The organism is Mycobacterium sp. 23 (assembly GCF_048287075.1).
Lineage (GTDB): Bacteria > Actinomycetota > Actinomycetes > Mycobacteriales > Mycobacteriaceae > Mycobacterium > Mycobacterium gordonae_B.
On the sequence record NZ_JBLVUX010000005.1, the window covers coordinates 2,982,723 to 3,004,635 of the forward strand.

The window sequence follows — 21,913 nt, forward strand, 5'->3', positions numbered from 1 at the left end:
TCTAGGCGACACTGGATGAGATGACTACCGACGCGCTCCGCATCTCGAACGTCAACATCTTCGACAGCATCGAGGGCCGGATCACCGGGCCGCAGGATGTCACGCTGCGCGACAACCTCATCGAGTCGATCACGCCACCCGACGGCGACGCCAATGGCCCGAAGATCGACGGCACCGGCAAGACCTTGATGCCCGGCCTGATCGACGCGCACTGGCACGCGATGTTCACCACCATCTCGGCGCTGGTGGCCCAGGTCAGCGAACTCGGTTACGTCTTCGCCCGGGCTGTGGTCAGCGCCGAGGAGACCTTGCTGCGCGGCTTCACCACCGTCCGCGACCTCGGTGGTCCGGTATTCGGCATCAAGCAGGCGATCGACGACGGCACGATTCTCGGGCCGCGCATCTACCCGGCGGGGGGCTTCATCTCGCAGACCGGCGGGCACGGCGACTTCCGGATGCCGCATGAGGTACCCCGCGGCATCTGCGGCCACCTCAGCTACATCGAGATCATCGGGGCAGCCGTGATCGCCGACGGCGAAGCCGAAGTGTTGCGTGGGGCGCGCGAAATGCTCCGCCGGGGCGCCTCACAACTCAAGTTGATGGCGGGCGGTGGCGTCGCCTCGGCATACGACCCGCTCGATGTCTCCCAGTTCACCGAGGCCGAGATGCGGGCCGCGGTTCAGGCCGCAGAGAACTGGGGCACGTACGTCACCGTGCACGCCTACACGCCCCGGGCGATCCGCACCGCGGTGGCCGCCGGCGTCCGTTGCGTCGAACACGGGCATCTCATCGACGACCAGACGGCTGCGCTGCTGGCCGAGAAGGACGTGTGGTGGTGCCTGCAACCCTTTCTCGACGATGAAGACGCCGTGACGGTGCCGCCCGGCAATGTGCCCAAGTTCCAGCAGATGGTCACCGGCACCGACACCGCCTACGAGCTGGCCATCAAGCACAACGTCAAGATCGCGTTCGGCACCGACACGTTGTTCGACGCCGCACTCGCCAAACGCCAGGGCGCCCAGCTGGCCAAGCTGACCCGCTGGTTCACTCCCGCCGAAGTGCTGCAGCAGGCCACCGTCCGCAACGCCGAGCTGCTCGCCATGTCCGGCCCGCGCAACCCCTATCCGGGGCGGCTGGGCGTGGTCGCCGAGGGCGCTCTGGCAGACCTGATCCTCGTCGACGGCAACCCGGTGGCCGACATCTCGCTGATCGCCCGTCCGGACGAGGCGTTCACCGCGATCATCAAGGACGGCCGGCTGGTGAAGGGGAAGGTCAGCTAGCCGCGCACCGCCGAGACGAACTGAGTTCGCGGCGAGGTGTCCTCCACCCCGTCCGGGATGCCGCGTCCGTAGCCGGCCATCAATTGCGGGGACGGCGTCACCGTCGCGTCCCAGCCGTGTCTGCGCAACCATTCACCGACGTCTTCGCGCTCCTCGAAGTACCACAGCTCGTCGGTTCGCGGCATCTCACGGTCCGGTTCGACCTTCGCCATCACCGCGCGCAGCCGGTCCATCCGCTCCCGCCGCCGCGCCCGCACCTCTTCGTCCATCCAATCCGGCCCGGGTGCCTCCACCGCGATCCGGCTGCCCGCCGACGCAAGCTCCTGGATGCGTTCGAACAACAGCTCGTGCGTGGCGGCCGGTAGATAGGGCAACAGTCCTTCCACCGACCAGGCACTCGGGGCGGCGGGATCAAATCCGGCCTCGCGCAGCGCTGCCGGCCAGTCGTGCCGCAAGTCAACCGCAACGGCCACACGGTTGCAGGTGGGCTCGGCGCCGAGGTCGGCGCCATGCTCGGCGATCGTGGACGCCTTGAATTCCAGCACCTTCGCCTGGTCGAGTTCGTAGACCGTCGTGCCGTCCGGCCATGGCAACCGCCACGCCCGCGAATCCAGGCCGGCCGCCAGGATCACCACCTGGCTGACCCCGGAGCGGGTGGCGTCCAGGAAGAAGGTGTCGAAGAAGGCCGTGCGGGAGGCCATGTAATTCACCATCGACTGCATCTGGACCGGTAGCTGCGGCTCGGCCTCGACAAGTTCCTGCGGCAGGTCCGGCGTGGCAAACCAGTTCCAGATTCCGTCGCCGACCACATCCAGAAAAATCCGCGCGTACGGGTCGCTGATCAGCGGATTGTCGCTCTCGGTCTCGGCCGCCCGGCCCGCGGCAACGCCCAGCGCCGTGGCCCCCACACTCTCGGTGATCTCCCAGGTGTCGTTCTCGGTCCGCACCACGCCCAGTCCTCCTACTCCCCAACACACGACTGTGCCGACACTACGTGAGCAGGATGTGAACCGGCCGGCACGTTAAGTTGTCGTAGAACAGACAACAGCGGCAATTCGGAAGACGGATCACAAGGACCTCAAAGGACCCCTGCACATGCGAGTTGACGGCCGCGACATCACCGTGTCCGGCAGCCTGCTGCAACCGCTGACCCGCCGCACCAACGACATCATCCGGCTCGCCCTGGCCGCCGTCGCCCTCGTGGCGGTGGTGACCAGCTCCCTGATCACCCGTCCTCGCTGGGTCGCGCTGGAGAAGTCGATCTCAGAGATCGTCGGGGTCCTCACCCCGACCCAGTCCGATCTGGTGTACCTGGTGTACGGCATCGCGATCCTGGCGCTGCCGTTCGTGATCCTGATCGGCTTGATCCTGTCCCGTCAGTGGAAGCTCCTGGGCGCATACGGGGCGGCCGCACTGATGGCGGTTCTCCCGTTGTCGATCAGCAGCAACCGCATCGCCGCGCCGAGGTGGCACTTCGACCTGAACGACAAGCTCACCACCGTGCCGGCCCAGTTTCTCGATGACCCGCGCTGGATCGCGATGCTCGCGGCGGTGCTGACCGTGTCGGGACCCTGGCTCCCGGCGCGCTGGCGGCACTGGTGGTGGGCATTGCTCCTGGCGTTCGTGCCAATCCACCTCGTGGTGAGCGCAATCGTGCCGGCCCGCGCGGTGGTGGGACTCTCGGTGGGCTGGTTCGTCGGCGCTTTCGTCGTGCTGGTGGTCGGCACGCCCGCCCTCGAGGTGCCACTGGACGGCGCGGTCCGCGCCATGGCCAGGCGCGGATTTCTGGTGTCGCGGCTCCTGGTGATACGCCCGGGCGGACCCGGACCGCTGGTGTTGTCGGCCGAGTCGACCGAACCCTCTGCCCGCGCGGCCGTCGAGTTGTACGGCCCGCACCAGCGCAGCGGCGGCGCCCTGCGCCAAGTGTGGTGGAAATTGCGGCTGCGCGGTTCCGAGACCGCACCCCTGCAAACCTCCCTGCGCCGCGCCGTCGAGCATCGCGCACTGATGGCGATCGCGATCGCCGACACCGGTGTCGCCAACACCTCCGCGATCGCGCTGGCTGCCCTGGATCGCGGCTGGACGATGTACGCCCACCAGCCAGTGCAGGGCATTCCGCTCGACGAATGCGCCGACGACACACCGGTCACCAGTGTCTGGGAATCCCTGCATGTCCTTTACGGCCACCAGATCTCGCACGGCGACCTGCGCTGCAACGAGATCACGGTCGCCGACGGCAAGGTGCTCTTCGGCGGGTTCGGCGCCGCCGAGTACGGCGCTACTGACGCCCAGCTGCAGTCCGACATCGCCCAGCTTCTGGTGACGACGTCGGCGCTGTATGACGCGGAGTCCGCGGTCGGCGCGGCGATCGCGGCTTTCGGCAAAGACACCATCCTGACCGCATCCCGTAGGCTGACCAAAGCCGCTGTGCCCAAACGTATCCGGCAAACGGTGGCCAACCCGAAAGCGGTGATGGCCGACGCGCGGGCCGAGGTCAAGCGCCAGACCGGTGCCGACGAAATCGAAACCGAGACCATCACCCGGTTCAGCCGCAGCCAGTTCATCCAACTGGTGTTGATCGGCGCTCTGGTCTATGTCGCCTACCCCTTCATCAGCACCGTGCCGACCTTCTTCCACGAACTCCGGACTGCGAACTGGTGGTGGGCGCTGCTGGGCCTGTCGGTGTCGGCGCTGACCTATGTCGGTGCGGCCGGGGCGCTGTGGGCCTGCGCCGACGGCGCGGTGAGCTTCTGGAAGCTGTCAATCATGCAGGTGGCCAATACGTTTGCGGCAACCACAACGCCGGCCGGCGTCGGCGGCCTGGCGTTGAGTACCCGGTTCCTGCAGAAGGGCGGGCTGACCGCGCTGCGCGCCACCGCGGCGGTGGCGCTGCAGCAGTCGGTGCAGGTGATCGTTCACCTGGCGTTGCTGATCTTGTTCAGCGCGGTGGCCGGGACATCGACCGATCTCTCGCACTTCGTCCCCAACGCCACGGTGCTGTACCTGATCGCCGGTGTGGCACTGGGCATCATCGGCACCTTCTTGCTGGTGCCGAACCTGAGACGTTGGCTGGCAACCGAATTGCGTCCGAAGGTCGGCGAGGTGACCCGCGACCTGACCGATCTGGCTCGGGAGCCCAAGCGACTCGGGCTGATCGTATTGGGAGCCGCCGGAACAACTTTGGGCGCGGCGCTGGCGTTGTGGGCCAGTGTCGAAGCGTTCGGCGGCGGGACGACGTTCGTCACCGTGACGGTGGTGACGATGGTCGGCGGAACGCTGGCTTCAGCGGCGCCGACGCCGGGCGGGGTCGGGGCCGTGGAAGCCGCGCTGATCGGTGGGCTCGCCGCCTTCGGCGTGCCCGCCGCCATCGGGGTGCCCTCGGTGCTGCTGTACCGGGTGCTCACCTGCTGGCTCCCGGTGTTCGTCGGGTGGCCGGTGATGCGGTGGCTCACCAAAAACGAAATGGTCTGAGCACCAGACTCATTCGGCGGACTCTGCCCCCGCGACGTCGACCATGATCGTCAGATATCTACTGCTCCCGGCGACGGTCGTGGTCAGATACACCTGGTAGTAACCCTCGGATACGGACTTCGCCACCGTGATCGCGACGTCCACCTTCGCGGCCCCCTCGTCATCGAAGGGGCCGGAGGCCGGTTTGACCGTGATTCCCGGCGCATACGACGTACCGGTGACCGTGTAGTCGCGGGGCCCCTCGATCATCCGCTGGGCGTCCAGCCGCACCGTGCCTGTCGTCCCAGGTGTGATCGTGACGACCGGGTGCGCGACGTTGACGGTTACCGCCGCACTACCCGTGCCGAACGACGGCGGCGCCGAGGACGGTCCAGTACCCCAGCTGTCCGGCCGCGACCCGAGTGAGAAGGCAAGATCACCGCCGGTGCCGATCAAAGTCTCGGGGAGGTATGTCCGGTCGCTCGGTTCGCCGTTGACGCGCAGAGCCCTGATGTATTTCAGGCGGTTGAAACCCGAGGCGCCCGGCGCGGTGATCCTGATGGATTGTCCGGTCGGCAAGGCGATGACGGCGCGATCGAACAATGGGGTGTTAATGCTGAGCAGTGCAGTGCCCGGGGTGACCGGATACATCCCGAGTGCGGCCCAGACGTACCAGCTGGACATCGCGCCGAGATCGTCGTTGCCCGGTGCGCCGTCCGGCGTCGGGCCGAACAGCCCACGGACGCGGTCGACAGTGCGCTGCGTCCGCCACGGCTCACCGACGTAGTTGTACAGCCACGGCACGCCGAAGCACGGTTCGTTGCCGGCCCATAGGTAAGGCTCGTTGGGACCCTCGTTGAGCCGCTTGGTGAATCGGTCCAAGCGCGCCGTGACCGCCTTGCGCCCACCGAGGGCGGTCACCAGGCCGGCGACGTTCTGCGGCACCAGCCAGAGATACTGCTCGGCGTTGCCCTCGTCGTAACCGGGCTGACCGAAAGCCGAGGTGGATTCCCGGAACCCGGGGCCGTCGCGGAAGAGGCCGCTGGGGCTGCGCGGTGAGATGTAACCGGTGGTGGGATTGAACAGGTTCTGCCAGTACTGTGCCCGGTTCTGGAATTCGGCCGCGGTCCCGTCCTCACCCAGTGCGGCGGCGAATCGGGAGATGGCGAAGTCATCGATGGACCACTCCAGAGTGATCGAGGCGCCGGGACCGAACTCGGTGAGTTGTGGGACGTATCCCAGCTGCAGGTAGGCGCCGATACCCGGTCGCTCGACGTAGCCGTCGACACCGGCACCACCCCGGGTCGCACCGCTGACCATGAAACGCAGGGCCGCCGCGGTGTCAAAGTCCTTGGCCCCGAACATGTACAGGCTCACGATCAGCGGGACCACGCTGTCGCCGGTCATCTGGCTCGTCGCGGCATTCGCCAGCGCCCAGCGGGGCAGTGACCCGCTCTGCTCCGCATCGGTGACCAGAGATTGAGCCATGTCGCTGGCTTCCTTCGGGAACAGCAGTCCTTGCAGCGCGGCCAGGCTGCGGTAGGTGTCCCAGTCCGAGAAATTGGCGTACTGCGTACGCCCCGGTGCCACCGTGTGAATCGCGCTGTCGAACCCGATGAAGCGGCCGTCGGTGTCGTTGAAGGTGTTGGGATGCAACAACGACCGGTACAGGCAGGTGTAGAAGGTCGTCACGTCCCCTGGGGTGCGGCTGGACACCGTGATCCGCGACAGCGCATCGTTCCACGCGCTCGCCGCGGCGGCGCGGACACCGTCGAAAGTCCCCCGCTCGGCGACCAGATTCGCCCGTGCGCCCTCGATGCTCACGTAGGAGATGGCGGTCCGCACCTCGAGCACGGCGCCCGCCGGAAACAACACGTAACCGCCGCTGTACGGCGAATTCGCCTGGCGGGCACCGTCATACACCGAATAGCCGTCCCAGGTCCCGTACGAGATGAACGGCTGGTTGAACTCCATCGCGAAATACACCGTGTAGGTGTTCTGTTTGTCGCAGAACGATCCGCTGGTCGCCCACCCGGTGATCGTGGTGTTGTCCTCGCCGAGCGCAATGGCCGCGCGCGAGTTGCCGGCCAGCGATGCACCCGAGCGCACGTGCAGCAGCGCCGGTTGGTTGTCCCGCGGATAGCTGAACCGGCCCAGCCCGGTTCGGGTCGTGGCGGTGAGTTCGGCTTTGACACCGGTATCGGGGAATTGCACCGTGTAATAGCCCGGGACACCGGACTCCGTGTTGTCGTGGGCGATTCGGTCCCACGCCCGCCAGGGCTGTGACCCGACGGGACTGGTGGTCGGCAGCATGGAGATGTCGCCGAAGGCGGGACAGCCGACCGAGGCGTGGGTCATGCTGAATCCGGTGGCACGCTCGTTGGCGTGGTCGTAACCGGCGTAATTGTGGACGGTGTCCGGTGAGTACTGCACCATGCCGAACGGGACGGTGGCACCCGGGAAATTGTTGATCTCCCCGACGATGTCGCCCCCGGTACCGGTGCCCACGAGAGTGTCGACATGTTCCACCGGATTGGTCACCGCCGCGGGTTCGCCGTCGTAGGCGGTGGGAGACAGCAGAAAGAACGGCACGAAGAGAGCCAGCGCCGCGACAATGGCGACGGTGACTCTCAGCGACCTGCGGGACCGCATAGATGTCTCTTACTGCACGCGCGGTATTCGAGTGGCCTTTTCGTCAAACGACCCACCTAACGTATCTGACGCATACCGACTACCAATTACGCAATTCGGCTAGTCTCTTCTGCGACGTCACCGGCACAGATACCGGTGCCACAACTCCTGGAGATGCGATAGATGAAGGACCTGACGGCAGTAGTCGCAACGGTGGCACTGAGCCTGACGCTGGTTGGCTGCCACTCCGAAACCAAGACCGAAGTCAAGACATTGACGTCGACGAGCACGTCCACCTCGACGTCGACGGCCACCTCCACCACCACGACCAGCGCAACGCCGGGGGCGCAGGCGAACAAGACGATTGCCGATTACATCCGGGAAGCCAACCTCAAGGAGGTGCCGGTGCACCACGGCGACCCTGGCTCCCCGACCATCAACCTGCCGGTACCCAACGGCTGGCACAGCGTTCCCGAAGGACAGGGCGCGCCCTACGGCGGCATCGTCTTCGACGCGCCGGCCGACCCTAACGACGCACCTACGATCGTGGCCATCGTCTCCAAGCTGGAAGGCAATGCCGACCCGAAGAAAATCCTCGAATACGCTCCCGGTGAATTGAAGAACCTGCCCGAATTCGAGGGCGGCAGCGCGAACGGCAAAGAATCCACCCTCGGCGGCTTCCCGGCGTGGCAGTTCGGCGGGTCCTACACCAAGAACGGCAAGAAGCGCACGGTGGCCCAGAAGACGGTGGTGATCACCGGGCCGAACGGTCTGTTCGTGCTCCAGCTCGACGCCGACGGGCTCGACTCCGAGGCCGGGCCGTTGATGGACGCCACGGCGGTTATCGACGACCAGACCACAATCACCCCCTGATCGGTACGCGAAGCCAAAGCGCCGCGGGGCCTATGCGCTCCGCGGCGCTTTGCTTTTGCCCGGCGCGGGCGATCCGGCCCGCCGAGCGTGAACTGAGGGTGAGATTTCAGTCTCAGACTCAAGTGGTCGCTGCAACACCTGATCGGTTTAGGGGTGTTGTCTGGTGTCGTTGGCAGGTTTGAGTAGCAAACAGGCGGAGTTGGATGCGGCGCGGGCCGTGTTCTTGGAGGGTGTCAGGTCGGGTTTGTCGCGAACGGCGGCGGCAACGGTGGCTGGGGTGTCGCACACTACGGGCAACAAATGGGCTCGGGCCGCGGGGTATCCGCCGGTGGCCCGACATCATGGGATTCGGTACGCGGCTGCTGTCCGGGAAGCGTTTTGGGCAGCGATGTATTCGGGCGATTCCCCCGAGCAGGCCGCGGTGCACGCCGGCGTGTCGCTCACCCGGGCCCGTATCTGGGTCAAACAGGCTGGTTATGTGCCCAGAACCCGACCCTGCGCCGAAGCTGAGATCGATGCGGCGCGTCGACCGCGCGCGCCGTTGACGTTCATCGAACGGTGCCGACTTGAGGAGTTGCTCGAATCTGGCTGCGCCCCGCGGGACGCGGCGCAGCGGCTGGGCCGCCATCGTGACACCATCGAGCGCGAGGTGGTCAAGGGGATGACCGGTTCGGGGTATCGGGCCAGGGTCGGCCAGGACGTGGCTGAGGCCAACCGCAAGCGCCCCAAACTGCGTCACCTTGAGTCCAGGCCTGCACTGTTGGCCGAGGTGGTGGCACGGTTGGAGAAGAACCATAGCCCCGAGCAGATCGCGGGCCGGCTACGCGAAGATTACCCCGACGATCCGGAGATGTGGGTGTCACACGAGACGATCTATCAGGCGATGTATGTCCAGCCGCGCGGGGAGCTGGCCCGGCTGGTCAAGACCGCGTTGCGTACCGGCAGGACTCGGCGAAAGCCACAGGGCCGCAGCGAAACTGGCGTAGGCAAGCTCAAGGGGATGATCAACATCAGCGAGCGTCCCGCCGAAGCCGATGACCGCGCGATCCCTGGACATTGGGAAGGGGATTTGATCCTGGGCAGCACCGCCTCGGGCTCAGCGATCGGCACCCTGGTCGAGCGCACCACGGGATTCGTGGTGCTGCTCAAGCTGCCCGGTGACCACACGGCGGCCACCCTGGCCGAGGCGATGACCGCCAAGATTCCCGAAATCCCGGAGGTCCTGCGTCGCTCGCTGACCTGGGACCAAGGCAGCGAGATGGCCCTGCACACCCAGATCACCGAGGCCACCGGCCTGCCGATCTACTTCTGCGACCCACACACCCCTTGGCAACGCGGCACCAACGAAAACACCAACGGCCTGCTACGCCAGTACTTCCCCAAAGGCACCGACCTGTCGTTCTACGGCCCCGGCTGGCTCGACGAGGTCGCCGCGGAACTCAACGCACGACCCCGCAAACGCTTCGGCTGGCGCACACCCGCCGAAGAACTCGACCGACTACTCTCAGACCCGTCCACATTCGTTGCAGCCACCGCCTGAATCCAAGAGTCCGATCCGCACCCTGTCGTCACGCTCGGCGGAGTCGAGGCATCTCCCGCGGCACGGCGGGATTGTCTACGGTTGAACGCATGACAGACCAGTCGTATGCGGTTGACGTCGGGCATCCACCGTCAGCCTTGCTCAAAGCCGTCAACCCCGCCCTGAGCTTCCTGCTGGGGACCCCGCTCGGCGGTTCGCTGCGCAAGCAGTTCATGGTGCTCAATTTCTCGGGTCGCAAATCGGGCAAGCTATTCAGACTCCCGGTGAGCGCGCACGTCATCGACGGCGACCTGTACGCGCTGGCCAGTGCCGCCTGGAAGTTCAACTTCCGTGGCGGCGCCCCGGCACAGGTGGTCTACGACGGCAAGACCACCGCGATGCGCGGCGAACTCATCGAGGACCGCGCCGTCACCCGCGACCTATACCTGCGCGGCGCGCAGTCCTACGATGTCAAGCGCGCGCAGCGGCAGATGGGTTTGAAGTTCCGCGACAACCGGATTCCGACGGCGGAGGAGTTCGGTGAAGCGATCGAGCGACTCAAGCTGGCCGCCATCAAATTCACGCCGGCCGGCTGAGCAGCGTCCTTTGCCCTTGCCGAAATTCGCCGGGTGCCGGCCGCTGGCCTGCCTGGTGTCGATGGTCCTGGTTGCCGGTGCCGCCGGCTGTTCGCACGGATCGACGAGCCGAGTCTCGTATGCGGGTGCGCCCTGCCCGCAGCCCAACTTCCCCGGAGTGCCGCAGGCCGACCTGGGTTCGAACTACAGCTGCGGTTATCTCACCGTGCCGGAGAACCGTGACGACCCCAAGAGCCGGACGATCCGGATTCTGATCGCACGGGTGAAGGCCGCCAACAATGCCGCCAAGCCCGACCCCATCGTGTTCCTGGCCGGCGGCCCCGGCGGCGCCGGAACGCTGAACGCACCGGCCGTGGTGGCGGCCGGGATGAATTCCGACCGTGACGTCATCTTCGTGAACCAGCGCGGCACAGTACACAGCGACCCGCACCTGAGCTGCCCGGAGATGGACGACTTCGAAACCCGCGCAGTGCAATTGGCTTTCCAGGCACTCGCGACGGCGGACCTCGACGCGGCCGCCGTCGCCGCCTGCCGCAACCGGTTGTCGTCCTCGGGTGCCGATTTCGCCGCCTACGACACCAGGGAGAACGCCGCCGATATCGCCGACCTTCGCGAGCAACTGGGCATCGACCAGTGGAACGTCTACGGCGTCTCCTACGGGACCGACCTGGCTCAGCAACTGCTGCGCGACCACCCCAAGGGCATCCGGTCGATGGTCCTGGATTCGGTGGTGGCACCACACGTGAACATCGTCGACCACTGGTGGGACGCCCCGGCCAGTGGTCTGGCCGCGATCTTCGTGGCGTGCGCCGACCAGCCGGCCTGCGCCGCGGCCTACCCGAACCTGCCGACGGTATTCGTCGACACCGTGAACACCTTGAGCCGCAACCCGATTGAGGTCGACACTACGAACCCGACGGGTGGGCCGACGCACGTCACCATCGACGGGTTCAAGGTGGTGCCCCTGGTGCTGGACTGGAGCGCCGATCCCGCGAGGGTCATCGACATCCCCCGCATGATCTACCAACTCTCCCGCGGCGATGGCGCCCTGGCCGGCGCCGGGATCGCCGCCGGCGCTCCGTCGGGATCCGAGCGCGGCCTGTTGGGTGCCGGACTGGCGTTGGGCGCGTACTGCCAGGAGATGGCCGCCTGGACCAACCCGGATCAGGCCCTCGCCCAGGCGCGGCGGGCGATGCCCGGTCTGCCTGACTCGGTGCTGCGGATCACCCCGACCGGCAGCTGGATTTTTCGCGAGTGCCAGGCGTGGGGTCTGGGCCGGTCGGACACGGCCGACACACTTCCCGTGTTGAGCAAGGTTCCGACCCTGATCCTGTCGGGTTCGTTCGACTCCAGCACCGCGCCGCAATGGGTGAAAGAGGTGACCACCGGCCTGCCCGACTCCGTCGCGTTGCGCTTCCCGGGTGTCGGCCACGGCGTGATTCCGGCATCGGCGTGCGCCCAACGGATCATGACTACTTTTCTCGACAATCCGCGAACCGATGTCGATCAGTCCTGCATCGGACAAGTCGCCATCCCGACATTCAGCCTGCCTCCGGGATGAAGACCGCCAACTTCCCCGCATCGATGACCGAGCGCTACCAGCGCGCCCGCACGTGGACCGTCGGTTCCGACCCGGGCCTGTTGCGGCTGCGCCTGGCCACCCGCACCACTATCGCGTTGGCCTGCTCCCTGCTGGCTATGTATGTGCTCACCAGCGCGGTGCACCAACCGTTGACCGTCGCGCTGCTGGGCGCGGTGATCACGATGATCGCAGCCCGGTCGGTCAACGAGCCCGACCCCCGCCAACAACGGATCACGATGGCGTTGTTGCCGTTGCCGGCGGCCCTGTCCATCACCGCGGCCGCGCTGCTTACGCCTTATCAATGGGTCAGCGACGTGGTATTCGTGGTCGTCGTGTTCCTCGCCGTCTATGTCCGGCGGTTCGGTGCCCGCGGCCGGGCACTCGGCATGGTCGCGTTCATGGCCTATTTCTTCAACCTGTTCCTGAGGGCCGGCGTGCACGAGCTGCCGTGGATGATCCTCGCCGTCCTGGTAGGCACCCTCTGTACCTTCGTCATGACCACATACCTGCTGCCCGATCGCCCAGAACGGGTGCTGCGAGCCACCATTCGCTCCCTGCGAGCGCGTATGGCGATCGTCGTCGACACCACCGCCGACGTCGTGCGCAGCGGACGTCTCGACGAACGGCGTCGCCGGCGACTGCGGGTGCGGATTGCCCGGCTCAACGAGACGGCGCTGATGGTGCAGGACCAGATCGAGGACAAGGCCAACCCCGCGGCACTGTGGCTCGGGCCGGGAGGCGATCAGTTGGCGCCGTGGCTGTATGACGCCGAACTTGCCGTGGAATGGGTTGCGATCGCCGGTATCCGCGCGGCATCGGAGGAATCCGAGATCCCGGCGGCGACGCGCGTCGAACTGGCCGCCGCGCTGACCGAACTCGCCTGGGCCATCGGCGTTCCGAATTCGGCGGGGCTGGGCCGTGCGGCCGATCAGGCGCAGGGCATTCTGGACCGTCAGCCCACACCGCCCTGCGAACCCCACGATGCGGCGGTGCGCCGCCTTGCCCTGGCGGTAATTTCCGCAGCCACCGCGACGTCGGAGGTGCGCGAGCAGATCGAGCACGCCGTCGCCGACGGCGCGACGACGGGGGAGCCCGACGACGACGTCGGTGGTGAGCAGAGCGAACCGGACGAGTCCCGGCCTGGACTGCTCCCCACCACCCGGCAGGCCATCCAGGCGTCCGTCGCGGCGTCGCTGGCGATCGTCACCGGCGACCTGGTTTCGCCGGCGCGCTGGTACTGGGCGGTGATCGCCGCGTTCGTGGTGTTCGCCGGCACCAACACCTGGGGCGATACCCTCACCAAGGGCTGGCAGCGACTGCTGGGCACCGTGCTGGGCGTGCCGTGCGGCATCCTGGTGGCCACGCTCGTCGCCGGTGACCGCACCGCCTCGCTGGTGATGATCTTCGTCTGTCTGTTCTGCGCCTTCTATTTCATGCAGCTGACCCAGAGCTTGATGGCCTTCTGGATCACCACGATGCTCGCGCTGCTGTACGGCCTTCTCGGCCAATTCAGTTTCGACGTGCTGCTGGTGCGGATCGAGGAGACCGCCATCGGCGCGGTGATCGGTTGTGCCGTCGCAATCCTGGTGTTGCCCACCAACATCGGCACCGTGCTGCGGCAGGACACCCGCGATTTTCTGGCTGAACTGTCCGCTCTGATCGCGACGTCCATCGCGACCATGTTCAATCACGACCTACCCGAAAGCCCGACCGAGCAGGCGCGCCAGCTCGATCGCAAGCTGCAACAGGTACGGGCGACCGCCAAGCCGTTGTTGGCCGGGGTCGCGGGATTCGCCGGCCGCCGCAGCATCCAGCGCCGGCTGAGATTGTTCCGTGCCTGCGACCGCTACGCCCGCATCCTGGCGAGGCGCAGCGAGCAATACCGCAATCCGGACTGCCCACAGGAACTGGCCACCGCGGTCACGGCTGCCGCCGATCAGATTCGGCGCAATATCGACTCACTGGTGGCGACGCTCGACGGCGAGCACGCCGCTTCGGTCGTCTCGGCGGCCGATGCCCTGGATGCCGCCGAGGCGCTGGCGCGACAGCATGACAGCACCTTCACCCCGGCGGCGTCCGGACCCGATACGCAACGGCACCCCTCGGTGCTTCATCCGTTGCGTCAGATCGACCGGGCCATCGTTGCCGCCGCCAGCCACCTGGACAGCGAGGCCGGCCTCAAAATATCTGCCCCGCAACAGAACTGACCTCAGGGCACCGGCCAGACCTTGCGAAGGATGTCGGCCAGCTCGAAAGTCACCGCCGTCAGCCTGGCCTGGATCTCGGGCTGTTGCTCCGGCGGCAGGTTGTTCACCTCGCCCTGCACGATGGTCGCCTGCCGCTGCAACTGCGACAATTGCTGACTTCGCTGCGCCTGAGAGAGGTTGTCCCAGTTCGCGTGCAATTCAGAGGTCTGCCGCTGCAGCTCCTGCACATCGGACTGCGCATCGGCCCGCGCGGGACCCGCTGTCACCAGCGCGCCGACCGCCAGTCCTGCTGCAAGTATCGTCGCAATCTTCATGGCTCTCAGGGTGCCGCGGTGCGCTTGCCCGATGTTCGCGGATTTCTTGCGAAACTCTTGCGCTCGTCCACTACGGCGCCGATAGCATCGCGTTGACCCTCCTGAAGGAGCCGTGAACGAGTCACGCGATGGCCCCCCAGACCTGCCGCCGGGATTCGATTTCACCGATCCAGACATCTACGCGCACCGATTGCCGATTCAAGAGTTGGCCGAACTGTGCGCCACAGTTCCGATCTGGTGGAACGAGCAGCCCATCGATCGGGGTGGCTTCAGCGGCCCGGCCGAAATGCGAAAAACAAGCCGCTCGCGGTAATCCTGTCCGCGAAAATCGCGGGTCGGCGGGCTGACGGGCAACGACGGTAAAAAGCCTGTTATCGCAACCATTTTGTGCTGGTCCGAGCTGATGACGGCAGCGTTCTGAGCGGCCCGCGGCGGTTGTCGGCGCAATCGGTTGCCTGGGATAGTGGAGTCAGTTGCAGCCACCGATTGCTGGAGGGGATCGTGAGGGGCCACGACGTCGGCTCGCGGTTATCGGAACTACCTGAACAGACCCTGTCGGCCGAACGACTGAACGTATACACCATGCTCAGCAAGCTTGACGAGCTACAACGCAACCGCAAGACGGACTTCGGGACGCTGCTGCGCGACATCATCGCGATCACCGTGGCCGCGGTCCCGGGGGCCCAGTACGTTGGGCTCACCGTCTTCGACGAATGCGGGGCGGTCCAGACCTTGGCGACCAACCATCGCTACCCGTCCATGTTGAACGATGTGCAGCGCGAGGTCGGTGAAGGTCCGTGTCTGTCGGCGGCCCGAGGTCGGCGCACCGTCTGCGTGGACGACCTGGTCGCCGATCGGCGCTGGCCGAGCTATCGCGATGCGGCGCTGCAACGGACGCCTGTCCGCTCCATGATGTCGTTTCCGCTGTTCGAGGAGGAGGCTACCTCGGCCGCATTCAGCTTCTACGCCGAATCCGCAGGAGCATTCAGCGGGGAATCGGCCGAGCTGGGACTCCTGTATGCGGGGCATATCGGCCTGGCGTGGAACGTGATTCGCAGTCAGCAGCACTTCCGCGCAGCGCTGGCCAGCCGCGACGTGATCGGCCAGGCCAAAGGCATCCTGATGGAACGCTTCGACATCAGCGCCGTGGCCGCGTTCACCATGCTGCGCCGGCTGTCTCAGGAATCGAACACCAAACTCGTGCACATCGCCGAGAAGGTGATACGACTCGAGCACCCAGATGACGCGGCCGGTGCAGCGCCTTCTCAGTTGCGCAATGTGTCGTGCGGAGAGCGTCCGTAGATCTCCCGGTAGTAGGCGGCGAACCTACCGACGTGGGCAAACCCCCACCGATGGGCGATCTGCGTCACGGTAGTGGACGCACGTGTGCCACTGAGCAATTCGTGGTGGGCGCGATGCAGCCGAATCCGGCGCAGGTAGTCCATGGGCGTGCAGTCCAGGTGTTGACGGAACATGTATTGCAGGGTCCGCGGCGTGACGTAGACGTGCTCGGCGATGTCGCTCAGCATGATGTCCCGGTGCGCGTTTTCGTCGATGAACGCCGTTGCCCGCCGCACCAATACCGGCTTGGCGGCGTCGCGGCGGTCGGTGGCGGTCGCGTCGAGCAAGGCGTTGCTCGGCAGGGCATCGAGCACGGCAGCCGCGAGGTAGGCCGCGAAGGAGCCGGCGACCAGTGGCGAGGCGCAGGCGGCCGGGTCGGACAGGACGTGGTCACGCAGATAATCGATGACGGCACTCAGTCGCCGCCCGGCGGCGGCCGTCACCGGCCGATGACCGGTCAACCGCACCGGGTCGCTTCGGACGCCGGGAGCGCTGCTTGCCACCCGGTCCAGCAACGCCGGATGCAACCCGGTGAGGTCGTAGCCGGCCCGGCAGACCTGCCCGGAATAGGGCAACTCGGGCGGCGAGAGCAAAGTCACGTCGCCGGGAGCGAACACGTCTTGGGGTTCTCCGATGAAATTCTCCAGGATCCGCCCGCTGTGTACCCGGCATAACAGGACCTTGCCCAGCGGTTCGGCGTCGTAGCTCATGTCGTAACTGAACGACAGCTCGTCGAAGGTGACGGGTCCCGCCCATCGCCGATGAATGCGGGCGCGGCGATTCTCACCGTCGGCCTCGATGCGCATCGCGGTGTAGTTGCGCACCAGGAACTCTTCCGTCTCGCCCAGGTCGCAGCTGTCAAAGTCGAGAGAGTTCATAGCCTCCGCCACCTCTACGGGTCACCCCCATCTTGCCCTAACCCGCACGGTAGCGAAGACCCCTCGCCTCTCGCTGCCACAGCACGCCGTCCCCCGCACTCGGGCCCTCGCTGATGAGTTCGCGTTTGAGGACCTTGTTGGTGGCGGTACGCGGGAGCGTGGCGGCGATCCGCACATACCGGGGCCAGGCCTTCGGCGACAGATCGGGCTGCGCAGCGAGAAAATCGCCGAACCGCCCGGGCGTCAGCGTCGCGCCGTTGTTCAGCACGATCGCCGCCATCACCTGGTCACCGACGCTGTCGTCGGGCACCGCGTATACGGCGACGTGGTTGATCTCCGGCAACCGCTGCAATACCCGCTCGACGGGGCCCGCCGCCAGATTCTCGCCGTCGACACGCATCCAGTCCGCGGTGCGCCCAGCCAGGTAGATCCAGCCATCGGCATCCCGGTAGGCGAGGTCGCCCGACCAGTACATGCCGTGACGCATCCGCTCGTCGGTGGCATCGGAGTCGTTGTAGTAGCCGGTGAATCCGCCGGCACCGAAGGTGTTCACCAGTTCGCCGACAGCCTCGTCGAAGTTGACCAGCGCACCGTATTCATCGAAAACTGCTGCCGCACATTCGGTTACCGTGTCCGAGTGGTAGACGCTGACGCCGGGATAACCCTTGCCGATCGATCCCGGCGGTGTGCCGTCCTCGCGCATCACGACGACGGCGAATTCGCTGGAACCGAAGCTGTCCACCACCCGGCAGCCGAAACGCCGCGCGAACCGGTCGAGATCGTGTTCGGTGGCTTCGTTGCCGAATGCCGCACGCAGGGGGTTGTCGGCGTCATCGGGCAACTCAGGGGTGGCGAGCACCAGGGCCAACGGCTTGCCGACGTAGTTCATGTACGTGACTCCGTAACGGCGGATGTCCGCCAGGAACCTTGTTGGCGAGAACTTCGCCGGCACCATGGTCGCGCCACAGGCGATCGCCACCGTCCAGCCCGCCGCCACTCCGTTGGAGTGAAACAACGGCATCGACAGATAACACACGTCCTCGGACGACAGTCCGAATCGCTCGACCAGGCTCGCACCGCACAAGACCCCCATCGCGTGCGCGAACCGGACCGCCTTCGGGTCACCACTGGTGCCGGAGGTGAAGATCATCACCACCGGGTCGGCGCCGCTGCGCTCCACGGGCACCAGCGGTTTCGCGACGGAGACCGAGTCCCGGTATTCGGCACCGTCGACATCGAGAACGGTCACCCCCGCCAGATCCAGACCATCCAGCAGGCCACGGTGCTCGGAGTCGACCAACATGATCTGGCAGTCGGCCCTGCGGACGTCTGCGGCCAACCCCTCCCCGCGCCGCGTGGTGTTGATGCCGCACAACACGTATCCGCCCAGTGCCGCGGCCGCCATCGACCGCAGCATCGCCGGGGAGTTGCCGAGTAGTGCGCCGACGTGCGGCGGCCGGTCAGCTGCCATCAGGCCGAGCAGCGCGGATGCTTCCGCGGATGCCTCGGCGAGGTGCTCGCGCCAGGTCCATCTCCGCTCACCGTATGCGATCGCGATGCCGTCGTCGTCCAGGCGAGCACGCAGCAACTGTTGGATTGTCTCGAAAGGCATTAACAGTCAGCCTCTTTGGTGTAGTACAACAAGGTCACCTGCTGATCGGGAACATCGTGGAACACCGGCGACACCCGCATTCCGACGTGGATCTGCTCGGGTTCCACATCGATGAGCTCGGTGCTTACCCGCGGCCCGGCATCCCACTGCACGACCGCGAGCAGCTGTGGCACGCGTTCGGCCCAGGGCGGCCCGGTCGGTCGGCGCGCAACGGTGTAGGTGTACAGCGTCCCGGCGCCGTCGATGTCGCGCCACTCCAGGTCGTCGGCGAGGGTCCCGGGCGCCAGCGTGCGCGGGTAGAAGACGTACCTGCCGGACGACGGCGAGTACTGGATGCGGATGCGGTGTTGCCGCAACGCATCCCAGAACGGTTGCGACACCGGTGTCGGTTCGGGCAGCGGGCGGGGCTCGGTCATCTCAGTCACCCCCCAGCACCAGCGCAACCTGTTCGCTCATGATGCCGCCGTTGCCGGTCACGAACGCCGTGTCACATTCGCGCACCTGCGCGGCCGCGGCCCGTCCCATCACCTGCCGCGCCCCGTCGACCACGTGGTGCATTCCACCGGCCATGCCCGCCTGCCCGTAGGAGAGTTGACCGCCGGCAGTGTTGAGCGGGAAGTCGCCACGGAAGGTGAGGTCATGCCGGGTCAGCCACTCCATACCCTCGCCCTTTCCGCAGAATCCGGCATCTTCCAACGTCATCAGCACGGTGATGGTGTAGCAGTCGTAGATCGATGCGACATCGACGTCCGCGCGGCCCAGACCTGCCATCGCAAAGGCCTTCTCGGCCGCCCGGGCTATCGGGGTACGCAACAGGTCGTCGGCGTAGGTGGGCGTTTTGAACCGGATGTGCTCGCCGAATCCCTTGATCCAGACCGGCCGGTGGCGGGAACTCCGGGCGATGTCGGCATTCGCGATGAGGACCCCGGCGCCGCCCTGAACCCGCATCACCGTCTCGAGCATGTGGATGGGGTCGGCGATCACCGGACTGTTCAGCACGTCGGCGACGGAGATCGGCTTGCCGTGAAACACCGCCGGTGGGTGGGCGCAGGCGTTGGTCCGCTGATCCACCGCGACTTTCGCAAGAGCTTCCGGCTGGTAACCGTATTCGGCCGCGTAGCGTTGCGCGATCTGCGCGTATGGTGCGTTCTGGCCGACGTTGCCGTACGGGATCTCGAATTCGGCCTGCGGCGAACCGTAGACGTTGCTGGACGCCCCGTACCACCCCGGCGTGCGAGCGGGCCGCCGTTCGGAGCGCGGAATCGACTGCGATCCGGGCACCACCGCGAGTACGGCGCCGCAGACGCCCAATTCGACCGCAGCGGCGGCCCGCCACACCATACCCGCGGCGGTCGCACCGCCCAGGTCGACGCGGTCACCGAAATCCAGTGCGATGCCAAGGTATTCCGACAGCGTCGCCGGCGCGAACATCTCCGACTCGGCGATGCCGTGGCACGACAAGCCGTTCACCACATCGGGTTTCACTCCGGCGTCCTCGATCACCAGCCTGGCCAGTCGCGCATATTGGTCGAGGGTGAACGACGGCGGTCCGGCTTGTCGCTTCTCGGCCGGCAGTTCGGCGATTCCGATGATGGCGGCCTCGCCGCGCAGGCCGGTCACGGGGTGTTCCTGCGCGGCAGCCAGACGGTCGCCGTGCCCGGCATCAGCACGTCGTCACCACGTCGGCAGAAGATGTCCAGGTCTACCAGCAGGTCCCGCTTGCCGGTGACAACGCCGCCGAAGCTCAATTCCTGACCGGGATACGCGATGGCCCGGTTCTGCACCGAGAACGACACCAATCGGCCGGCACCGCCGGCCCAATCGGTCAGTGAGCGCGACAACAAGGCCGCCTGCAACGGCCCCTGTACCAGCACGTTGTCGTAGCCTTCGACGCCGCGCGCCCAGTCTTTGTCATAGTGGATGCGGTGACCGTTGTACGTCGCGGCGCTGAAGAAGAACATCTGCGTCTCGGTGACGGTGACGGTCAAAATCGGTATCCCAGTTCCGGTTTCGACGTCGTCGAGGTATACCTGCCCGGTCATGCGGGCCTGGCGATCATCGACATGGTGGCCTCGGCGATGAGTTCGCGGTGCTGGTTGCGGTATTCACCGCGCCACGTCACCAACACGAATCGGCCTGACCGGCCCTCCTTTTCGACGATCGAGTCGATGGTGCGTACCATCTCGATCTCGTCGCGATGGTAGGCCGGCACGTGAAAAGTCGTGTTCTCCCCGCCGGCCATCCGTCGCGGGGCGCGCGGGAACGCCAGGCTGCCGGTGACGGCGCCAGACGATCCGTCGGGCCGTAGGTCGCCCAATGAGGTCACGCCGAGAACGGCGTACTGCAGAAACAAGGGAGGACAGATGACGTCGCGGTACCCGTGCGCTCGGGCGTAGCCGGTATCGAACCACAGCGGGTTGTGATCATCGACGGCGGCGGCCCAGCGTTGCCAGTCCCGCTTGTTCACCTCACCGGTCGCGGTCGCCACCACGGTGCCGACCCGCGCTGCGGATTCCGGGTCAATCAGGCTGTCCATTGCCCCCCTCCCAATCCATTTCATCCTCAAGCCATTTCGCCGCCACATCGGCACCGCCGCCCCAGGTCGACAGCACCCTGGCGCGCTCGGAGAACAGGTGCAGGTCGGTGTCGACGACATATCCCATGCCGCCATGCAGCTGGTGGGCGTCGAGCGTGACCTGCTTGACCGCGGTGGCATGCATCTTGGCGATAGCCGTCTCCCGGGTGGCGGTGTGACCGCGGCCGATGCGGAACACCGCCGATTGCGCGGCCAGCCGGGCGGCCGAGAGCGCGATACGCATGTCGGCCACCAGGTGCTGGGCCGCCTGGAAGGACGCGATCGGCCGGCCGAACTGCTCACGCATCGTGGTGTGGTCGACGGTGCGCTGCAGTACCGCCTCACCCACCCCGACCAGGTCCAGGCACAGCAACGCCACCGCGGCATTGGCCACGCGGCGCAACTCACCCGGGCAGACACCGGCGCCCAGTAGGTGAACATCGTCCTCGACGAGCACCTCATCGAACGTGACGGTGCAACTGCGATACCCACCCATCATCGGCAGCGTTTCCACGGCGATCCCGTTCGCCGCCAGATCGATGACGAAAACACCAGTGGCGGAATCGATTCGCGCGGCCACGACGATCAGGTCGGTCAGGTCGGCGTCGGCGACGAAGTCGGCCACACCGGACAGCCGCCACCGTCCGTTCCCGTCGGCCATGCCGCGAACCGGCGAACCCGGCACGGACGCGTCGCGCGGGTTCCACAGTGCCGTCGTGGCGCTGGACGTTCCGGACGTCAGTCGGGGCAACCAGGCGTCTCGCGCGGCCGGCCCACCCAGCCAGTCGATGGCCAGCGCCGCCTGGCGCGTGCTGTGAATGACGTTCGGGCACAACGCCCGTCCTGCTTCGATGCAGAAGATACCGAGATCGCTCAACGTGCCGCCCGAGCCACCCGATTCCTCGTCGATCGCCAGGCCGAGCAGGCCGGCTTCGGCAAGCACTTTCCACAGGGGCGGCGGGACGTTCCGGTCGTAAGGACTGTGCGCGGCCAACAGGCCGCGACACATGGCGGCCAGATCGCGCTCATCCTGATCGGGGAGTAGTCGCACCGGA

The 21,913-nt window shown here is 66.5% G+C and carries 18 protein-coding genes; 8 read left to right on the plus strand and 10 right to left on the minus strand.

Features of this window, described 5'->3' with window-relative positions; all coding sequences use genetic code 11:
* Positions 1-20: 20 nt before the first annotated feature.
* Positions 21-1,280, plus strand: coding sequence for an amidohydrolase family protein (locus ACNQS7_RS15055; RefSeq protein ID WP_418013139.1), 1,260 nt, complete (start codon positions 21-23; stop codon positions 1,278-1,280).
* Here ACNQS7_RS15055 and ACNQS7_RS15060 read toward each other — a convergent pair.
* Complete coding sequence (locus ACNQS7_RS15060; RefSeq protein WP_418013140.1) at positions 1,277-2,230, minus strand: class I SAM-dependent methyltransferase; 954 nt, start codon at positions 2,228-2,230, stop codon at positions 1,277-1,279. The genes ACNQS7_RS15055 and ACNQS7_RS15060 overlap by 4 nt on opposite strands.
* 145 nt (positions 2,231-2,375) lie before the next feature.
* Between ACNQS7_RS15060 and ACNQS7_RS15065 the strand changes: the two genes are divergently transcribed.
* Positions 2,376-4,751 carry a lysylphosphatidylglycerol synthase transmembrane domain-containing protein gene (locus ACNQS7_RS15065; protein ID WP_418013141.1) on the plus strand — a complete coding sequence of 792 codons (2,376 nt, stop codon included), beginning with the start codon at positions 2,376-2,378 and terminating at the stop codon, positions 4,749-4,751.
* Between the two features lie 9 nt (positions 4,752-4,760).
* Here ACNQS7_RS15065 and ACNQS7_RS15070 read toward each other — a convergent pair whose 3' ends face one another.
* Positions 4,761-7,382, minus strand: a complete 2,622-nt coding sequence (locus ACNQS7_RS15070) for a GH92 family glycosyl hydrolase (RefSeq protein WP_418013142.1) — start codon at positions 7,380-7,382, stop codon at positions 4,761-4,763.
* A 162-nt stretch (positions 7,383-7,544) separates the two neighbouring features.
* Between ACNQS7_RS15070 and ACNQS7_RS15075 the strand changes: the two genes are divergently transcribed.
* From ACNQS7_RS15075 to ACNQS7_RS15095, 5 genes are all read left to right on the plus strand, one after another.
* On the plus strand, positions 7,545-8,234 hold the full coding sequence (locus ACNQS7_RS15075; protein WP_418013143.1) for an LpqN/LpqT family lipoprotein: 690 nt from the start codon (positions 7,545-7,547) through the stop codon (positions 8,232-8,234).
* Positions 8,235-8,622: 388 nt separating this feature from the next.
* A complete protein-coding gene (locus ACNQS7_RS15080; RefSeq protein WP_418013144.1) occupies positions 8,623-9,774 on the plus strand; it encodes an IS30 family transposase in 1,152 nt (383 codons plus the stop codon).
* A gap of 89 nt (positions 9,775-9,863) precedes the next feature.
* A complete protein-coding gene (locus ACNQS7_RS15085) occupies positions 9,864-10,349 on the plus strand; it encodes a hypothetical protein (protein WP_418013145.1) in 486 nt (161 codons plus the stop codon).
* Positions 10,350-10,359: 10 nt separating this feature from the next.
* Entirely contained in the window at positions 10,360-11,910 is a 1,551-nt protein-coding gene (locus ACNQS7_RS15090; RefSeq protein WP_418013146.1) for an alpha/beta fold hydrolase, read from the plus strand.
* 23 nt (positions 11,911-11,933) lie between these two features.
* A complete protein-coding gene (locus ACNQS7_RS15095; protein WP_418016001.1) occupies positions 11,934-14,138 on the plus strand; it encodes an FUSC family protein in 2,205 nt (734 codons plus the stop codon).
* 2 nt (positions 14,139-14,140) lie between these two features.
* Here ACNQS7_RS15095 and ACNQS7_RS15100 read toward each other — a convergent pair whose 3' ends face one another.
* Positions 14,141-14,452, minus strand: a complete 312-nt coding sequence (locus ACNQS7_RS15100; RefSeq protein ID WP_310781720.1) for a hypothetical protein — start codon at positions 14,450-14,452, stop codon at positions 14,141-14,143.
* Positions 14,453-15,034: 582 nt separating this feature from the next.
* Between ACNQS7_RS15100 and ACNQS7_RS15105 the strand changes: the two genes are divergently transcribed.
* Positions 15,035-15,754 (plus strand): GAF and ANTAR domain-containing protein, encoded by a 720-nt coding sequence (locus ACNQS7_RS15105; protein ID WP_418013147.1) that lies wholly within the window; start codon positions 15,035-15,037, stop codon positions 15,752-15,754.
* On the opposite strand, the gene ACNQS7_RS15110 is transcribed toward ACNQS7_RS15105, so the two are convergent.
* From ACNQS7_RS15110 to ACNQS7_RS15140, 7 genes are read right to left on the minus strand one after another with little or no spacing between them, the layout of a single operon-like run.
* Complete coding sequence (locus tag ACNQS7_RS15110; RefSeq protein WP_418013148.1) at positions 15,718-16,671, minus strand: helix-turn-helix domain-containing protein; 954 nt, start codon at positions 16,669-16,671, stop codon at positions 15,718-15,720. The two genes, ACNQS7_RS15105 and ACNQS7_RS15110, sit on opposite strands and share 37 nt — an antisense overlap.
* 37 nt (positions 16,672-16,708) lie before the next feature.
* Positions 16,709-18,283, minus strand: a complete 1,575-nt coding sequence (gene fadD1 / locus ACNQS7_RS15115) for a fatty-acid--CoA ligase FadD1 (RefSeq protein ID WP_418013149.1) — start codon at positions 18,281-18,283, stop codon at positions 16,709-16,711.
* Positions 18,283-18,699 carry a Zn-ribbon domain-containing OB-fold protein gene (locus ACNQS7_RS15120; protein WP_418013150.1) on the minus strand — a complete coding sequence of 139 codons (417 nt, stop codon included), beginning with the start codon at positions 18,697-18,699 and terminating at the stop codon, positions 18,283-18,285. The genes fadD1 and ACNQS7_RS15120 overlap by 1 nt, the downstream gene beginning before the upstream one ends.
* 1 nt (position 18,700) lies before the next feature.
* Positions 18,701-19,903 (minus strand): thiolase family protein, encoded by a 1,203-nt coding sequence (locus ACNQS7_RS15125; protein ID WP_418013151.1) that lies wholly within the window; start codon positions 19,901-19,903, stop codon positions 18,701-18,703.
* On the minus strand, positions 19,900-20,325 hold the full coding sequence (locus ACNQS7_RS15130) for a MaoC/PaaZ C-terminal domain-containing protein (RefSeq protein WP_418013152.1): 426 nt from the start codon (positions 20,323-20,325) through the stop codon (positions 19,900-19,902). The genes ACNQS7_RS15125 and ACNQS7_RS15130 overlap by 4 nt, the downstream gene beginning before the upstream one ends.
* Entirely contained in the window at positions 20,322-20,819 is a 498-nt protein-coding gene (locus ACNQS7_RS15135; protein WP_418013153.1) for a MaoC family dehydratase, read from the minus strand. Before ACNQS7_RS15135 ends, ACNQS7_RS15130 begins: the two co-directional genes overlap by 4 nt.
* Positions 20,803-21,909: an acyl-CoA dehydrogenase family protein gene (locus ACNQS7_RS15140; protein WP_418016002.1), complete on the minus strand. Its 1,107-nt coding sequence runs from the start codon at positions 21,907-21,909 to the stop codon at positions 20,803-20,805. Before ACNQS7_RS15140 ends, ACNQS7_RS15135 begins: the two co-directional genes overlap by 17 nt.
* Between the last annotated feature and the right edge of the window lie 4 nt (positions 21,910-21,913).

Excerpts from the sequence above, each read along its gene's own strand:
- ACNQS7_RS15130 (WP_418013152.1), bottom strand. The coding sequence starts at position 20,325 with ATGACCGGGCAGGTATACCTCGACGACGTCGAAACCGGAACTGGGATA.
- ACNQS7_RS15095 (WP_418016001.1), top strand. The coding sequence starts at position 11,934 with ATGACCGAGCGCTACCAGCGCGCCCGCACGTGGACCGTCGGTTCCGAC.
- ACNQS7_RS15070 (WP_418013142.1), bottom strand. The coding sequence starts at position 7,382 with ATGCGGTCCCGCAGGTCGCTGAGAGTCACCGTCGCCATTGTCGCGGCG.
- ACNQS7_RS15080 (WP_418013144.1), top strand. The coding sequence starts at position 8,623 with ATGTATTCGGGCGATTCCCCCGAGCAGGCCGCGGTGCACGCCGGCGTG.
- ACNQS7_RS15055 (WP_418013139.1), top strand. The coding sequence starts at position 21 with ATGACTACCGACGCGCTCCGCATCTCGAACGTCAACATCTTCGACAGC.
- ACNQS7_RS15105 (WP_418013147.1), top strand. The coding sequence starts at position 15,035 with ATGCTCAGCAAGCTTGACGAGCTACAACGCAACCGCAAGACGGACTTC.
- fadD1 (WP_418013149.1), bottom strand. The coding sequence starts at position 18,283 with ATGCCTTTCGAGACAATCCAACAGTTGCTGCGTGCTCGCCTGGACGAC.
- ACNQS7_RS15135 (WP_418013153.1), bottom strand. The coding sequence starts at position 20,819 with ATGGACAGCCTGATTGACCCGGAATCCGCAGCGCGGGTCGGCACCGTG.
- ACNQS7_RS15065 (WP_418013141.1), top strand. The coding sequence starts at position 2,376 with ATGCGAGTTGACGGCCGCGACATCACCGTGTCCGGCAGCCTGCTGCAA.
- ACNQS7_RS15110 (WP_418013148.1), bottom strand. The coding sequence starts at position 16,671 with ATGAACTCTCTCGACTTTGACAGCTGCGACCTGGGCGAGACGGAAGAG.
- ACNQS7_RS15120 (WP_418013150.1), bottom strand. The coding sequence starts at position 18,699 with ATGACCGAGCCCCGCCCGCTGCCCGAACCGACACCGGTGTCGCAACCG.
- ACNQS7_RS15085 (WP_418013145.1), top strand. The coding sequence starts at position 9,864 with ATGACAGACCAGTCGTATGCGGTTGACGTCGGGCATCCACCGTCAGCC.
- ACNQS7_RS15075 (WP_418013143.1), top strand. The coding sequence starts at position 7,545 with ATGAAGGACCTGACGGCAGTAGTCGCAACGGTGGCACTGAGCCTGACG.
- ACNQS7_RS15100 (WP_310781720.1), bottom strand. The coding sequence starts at position 14,452 with ATGAAGATTGCGACGATACTTGCAGCAGGACTGGCGGTCGGCGCGCTG.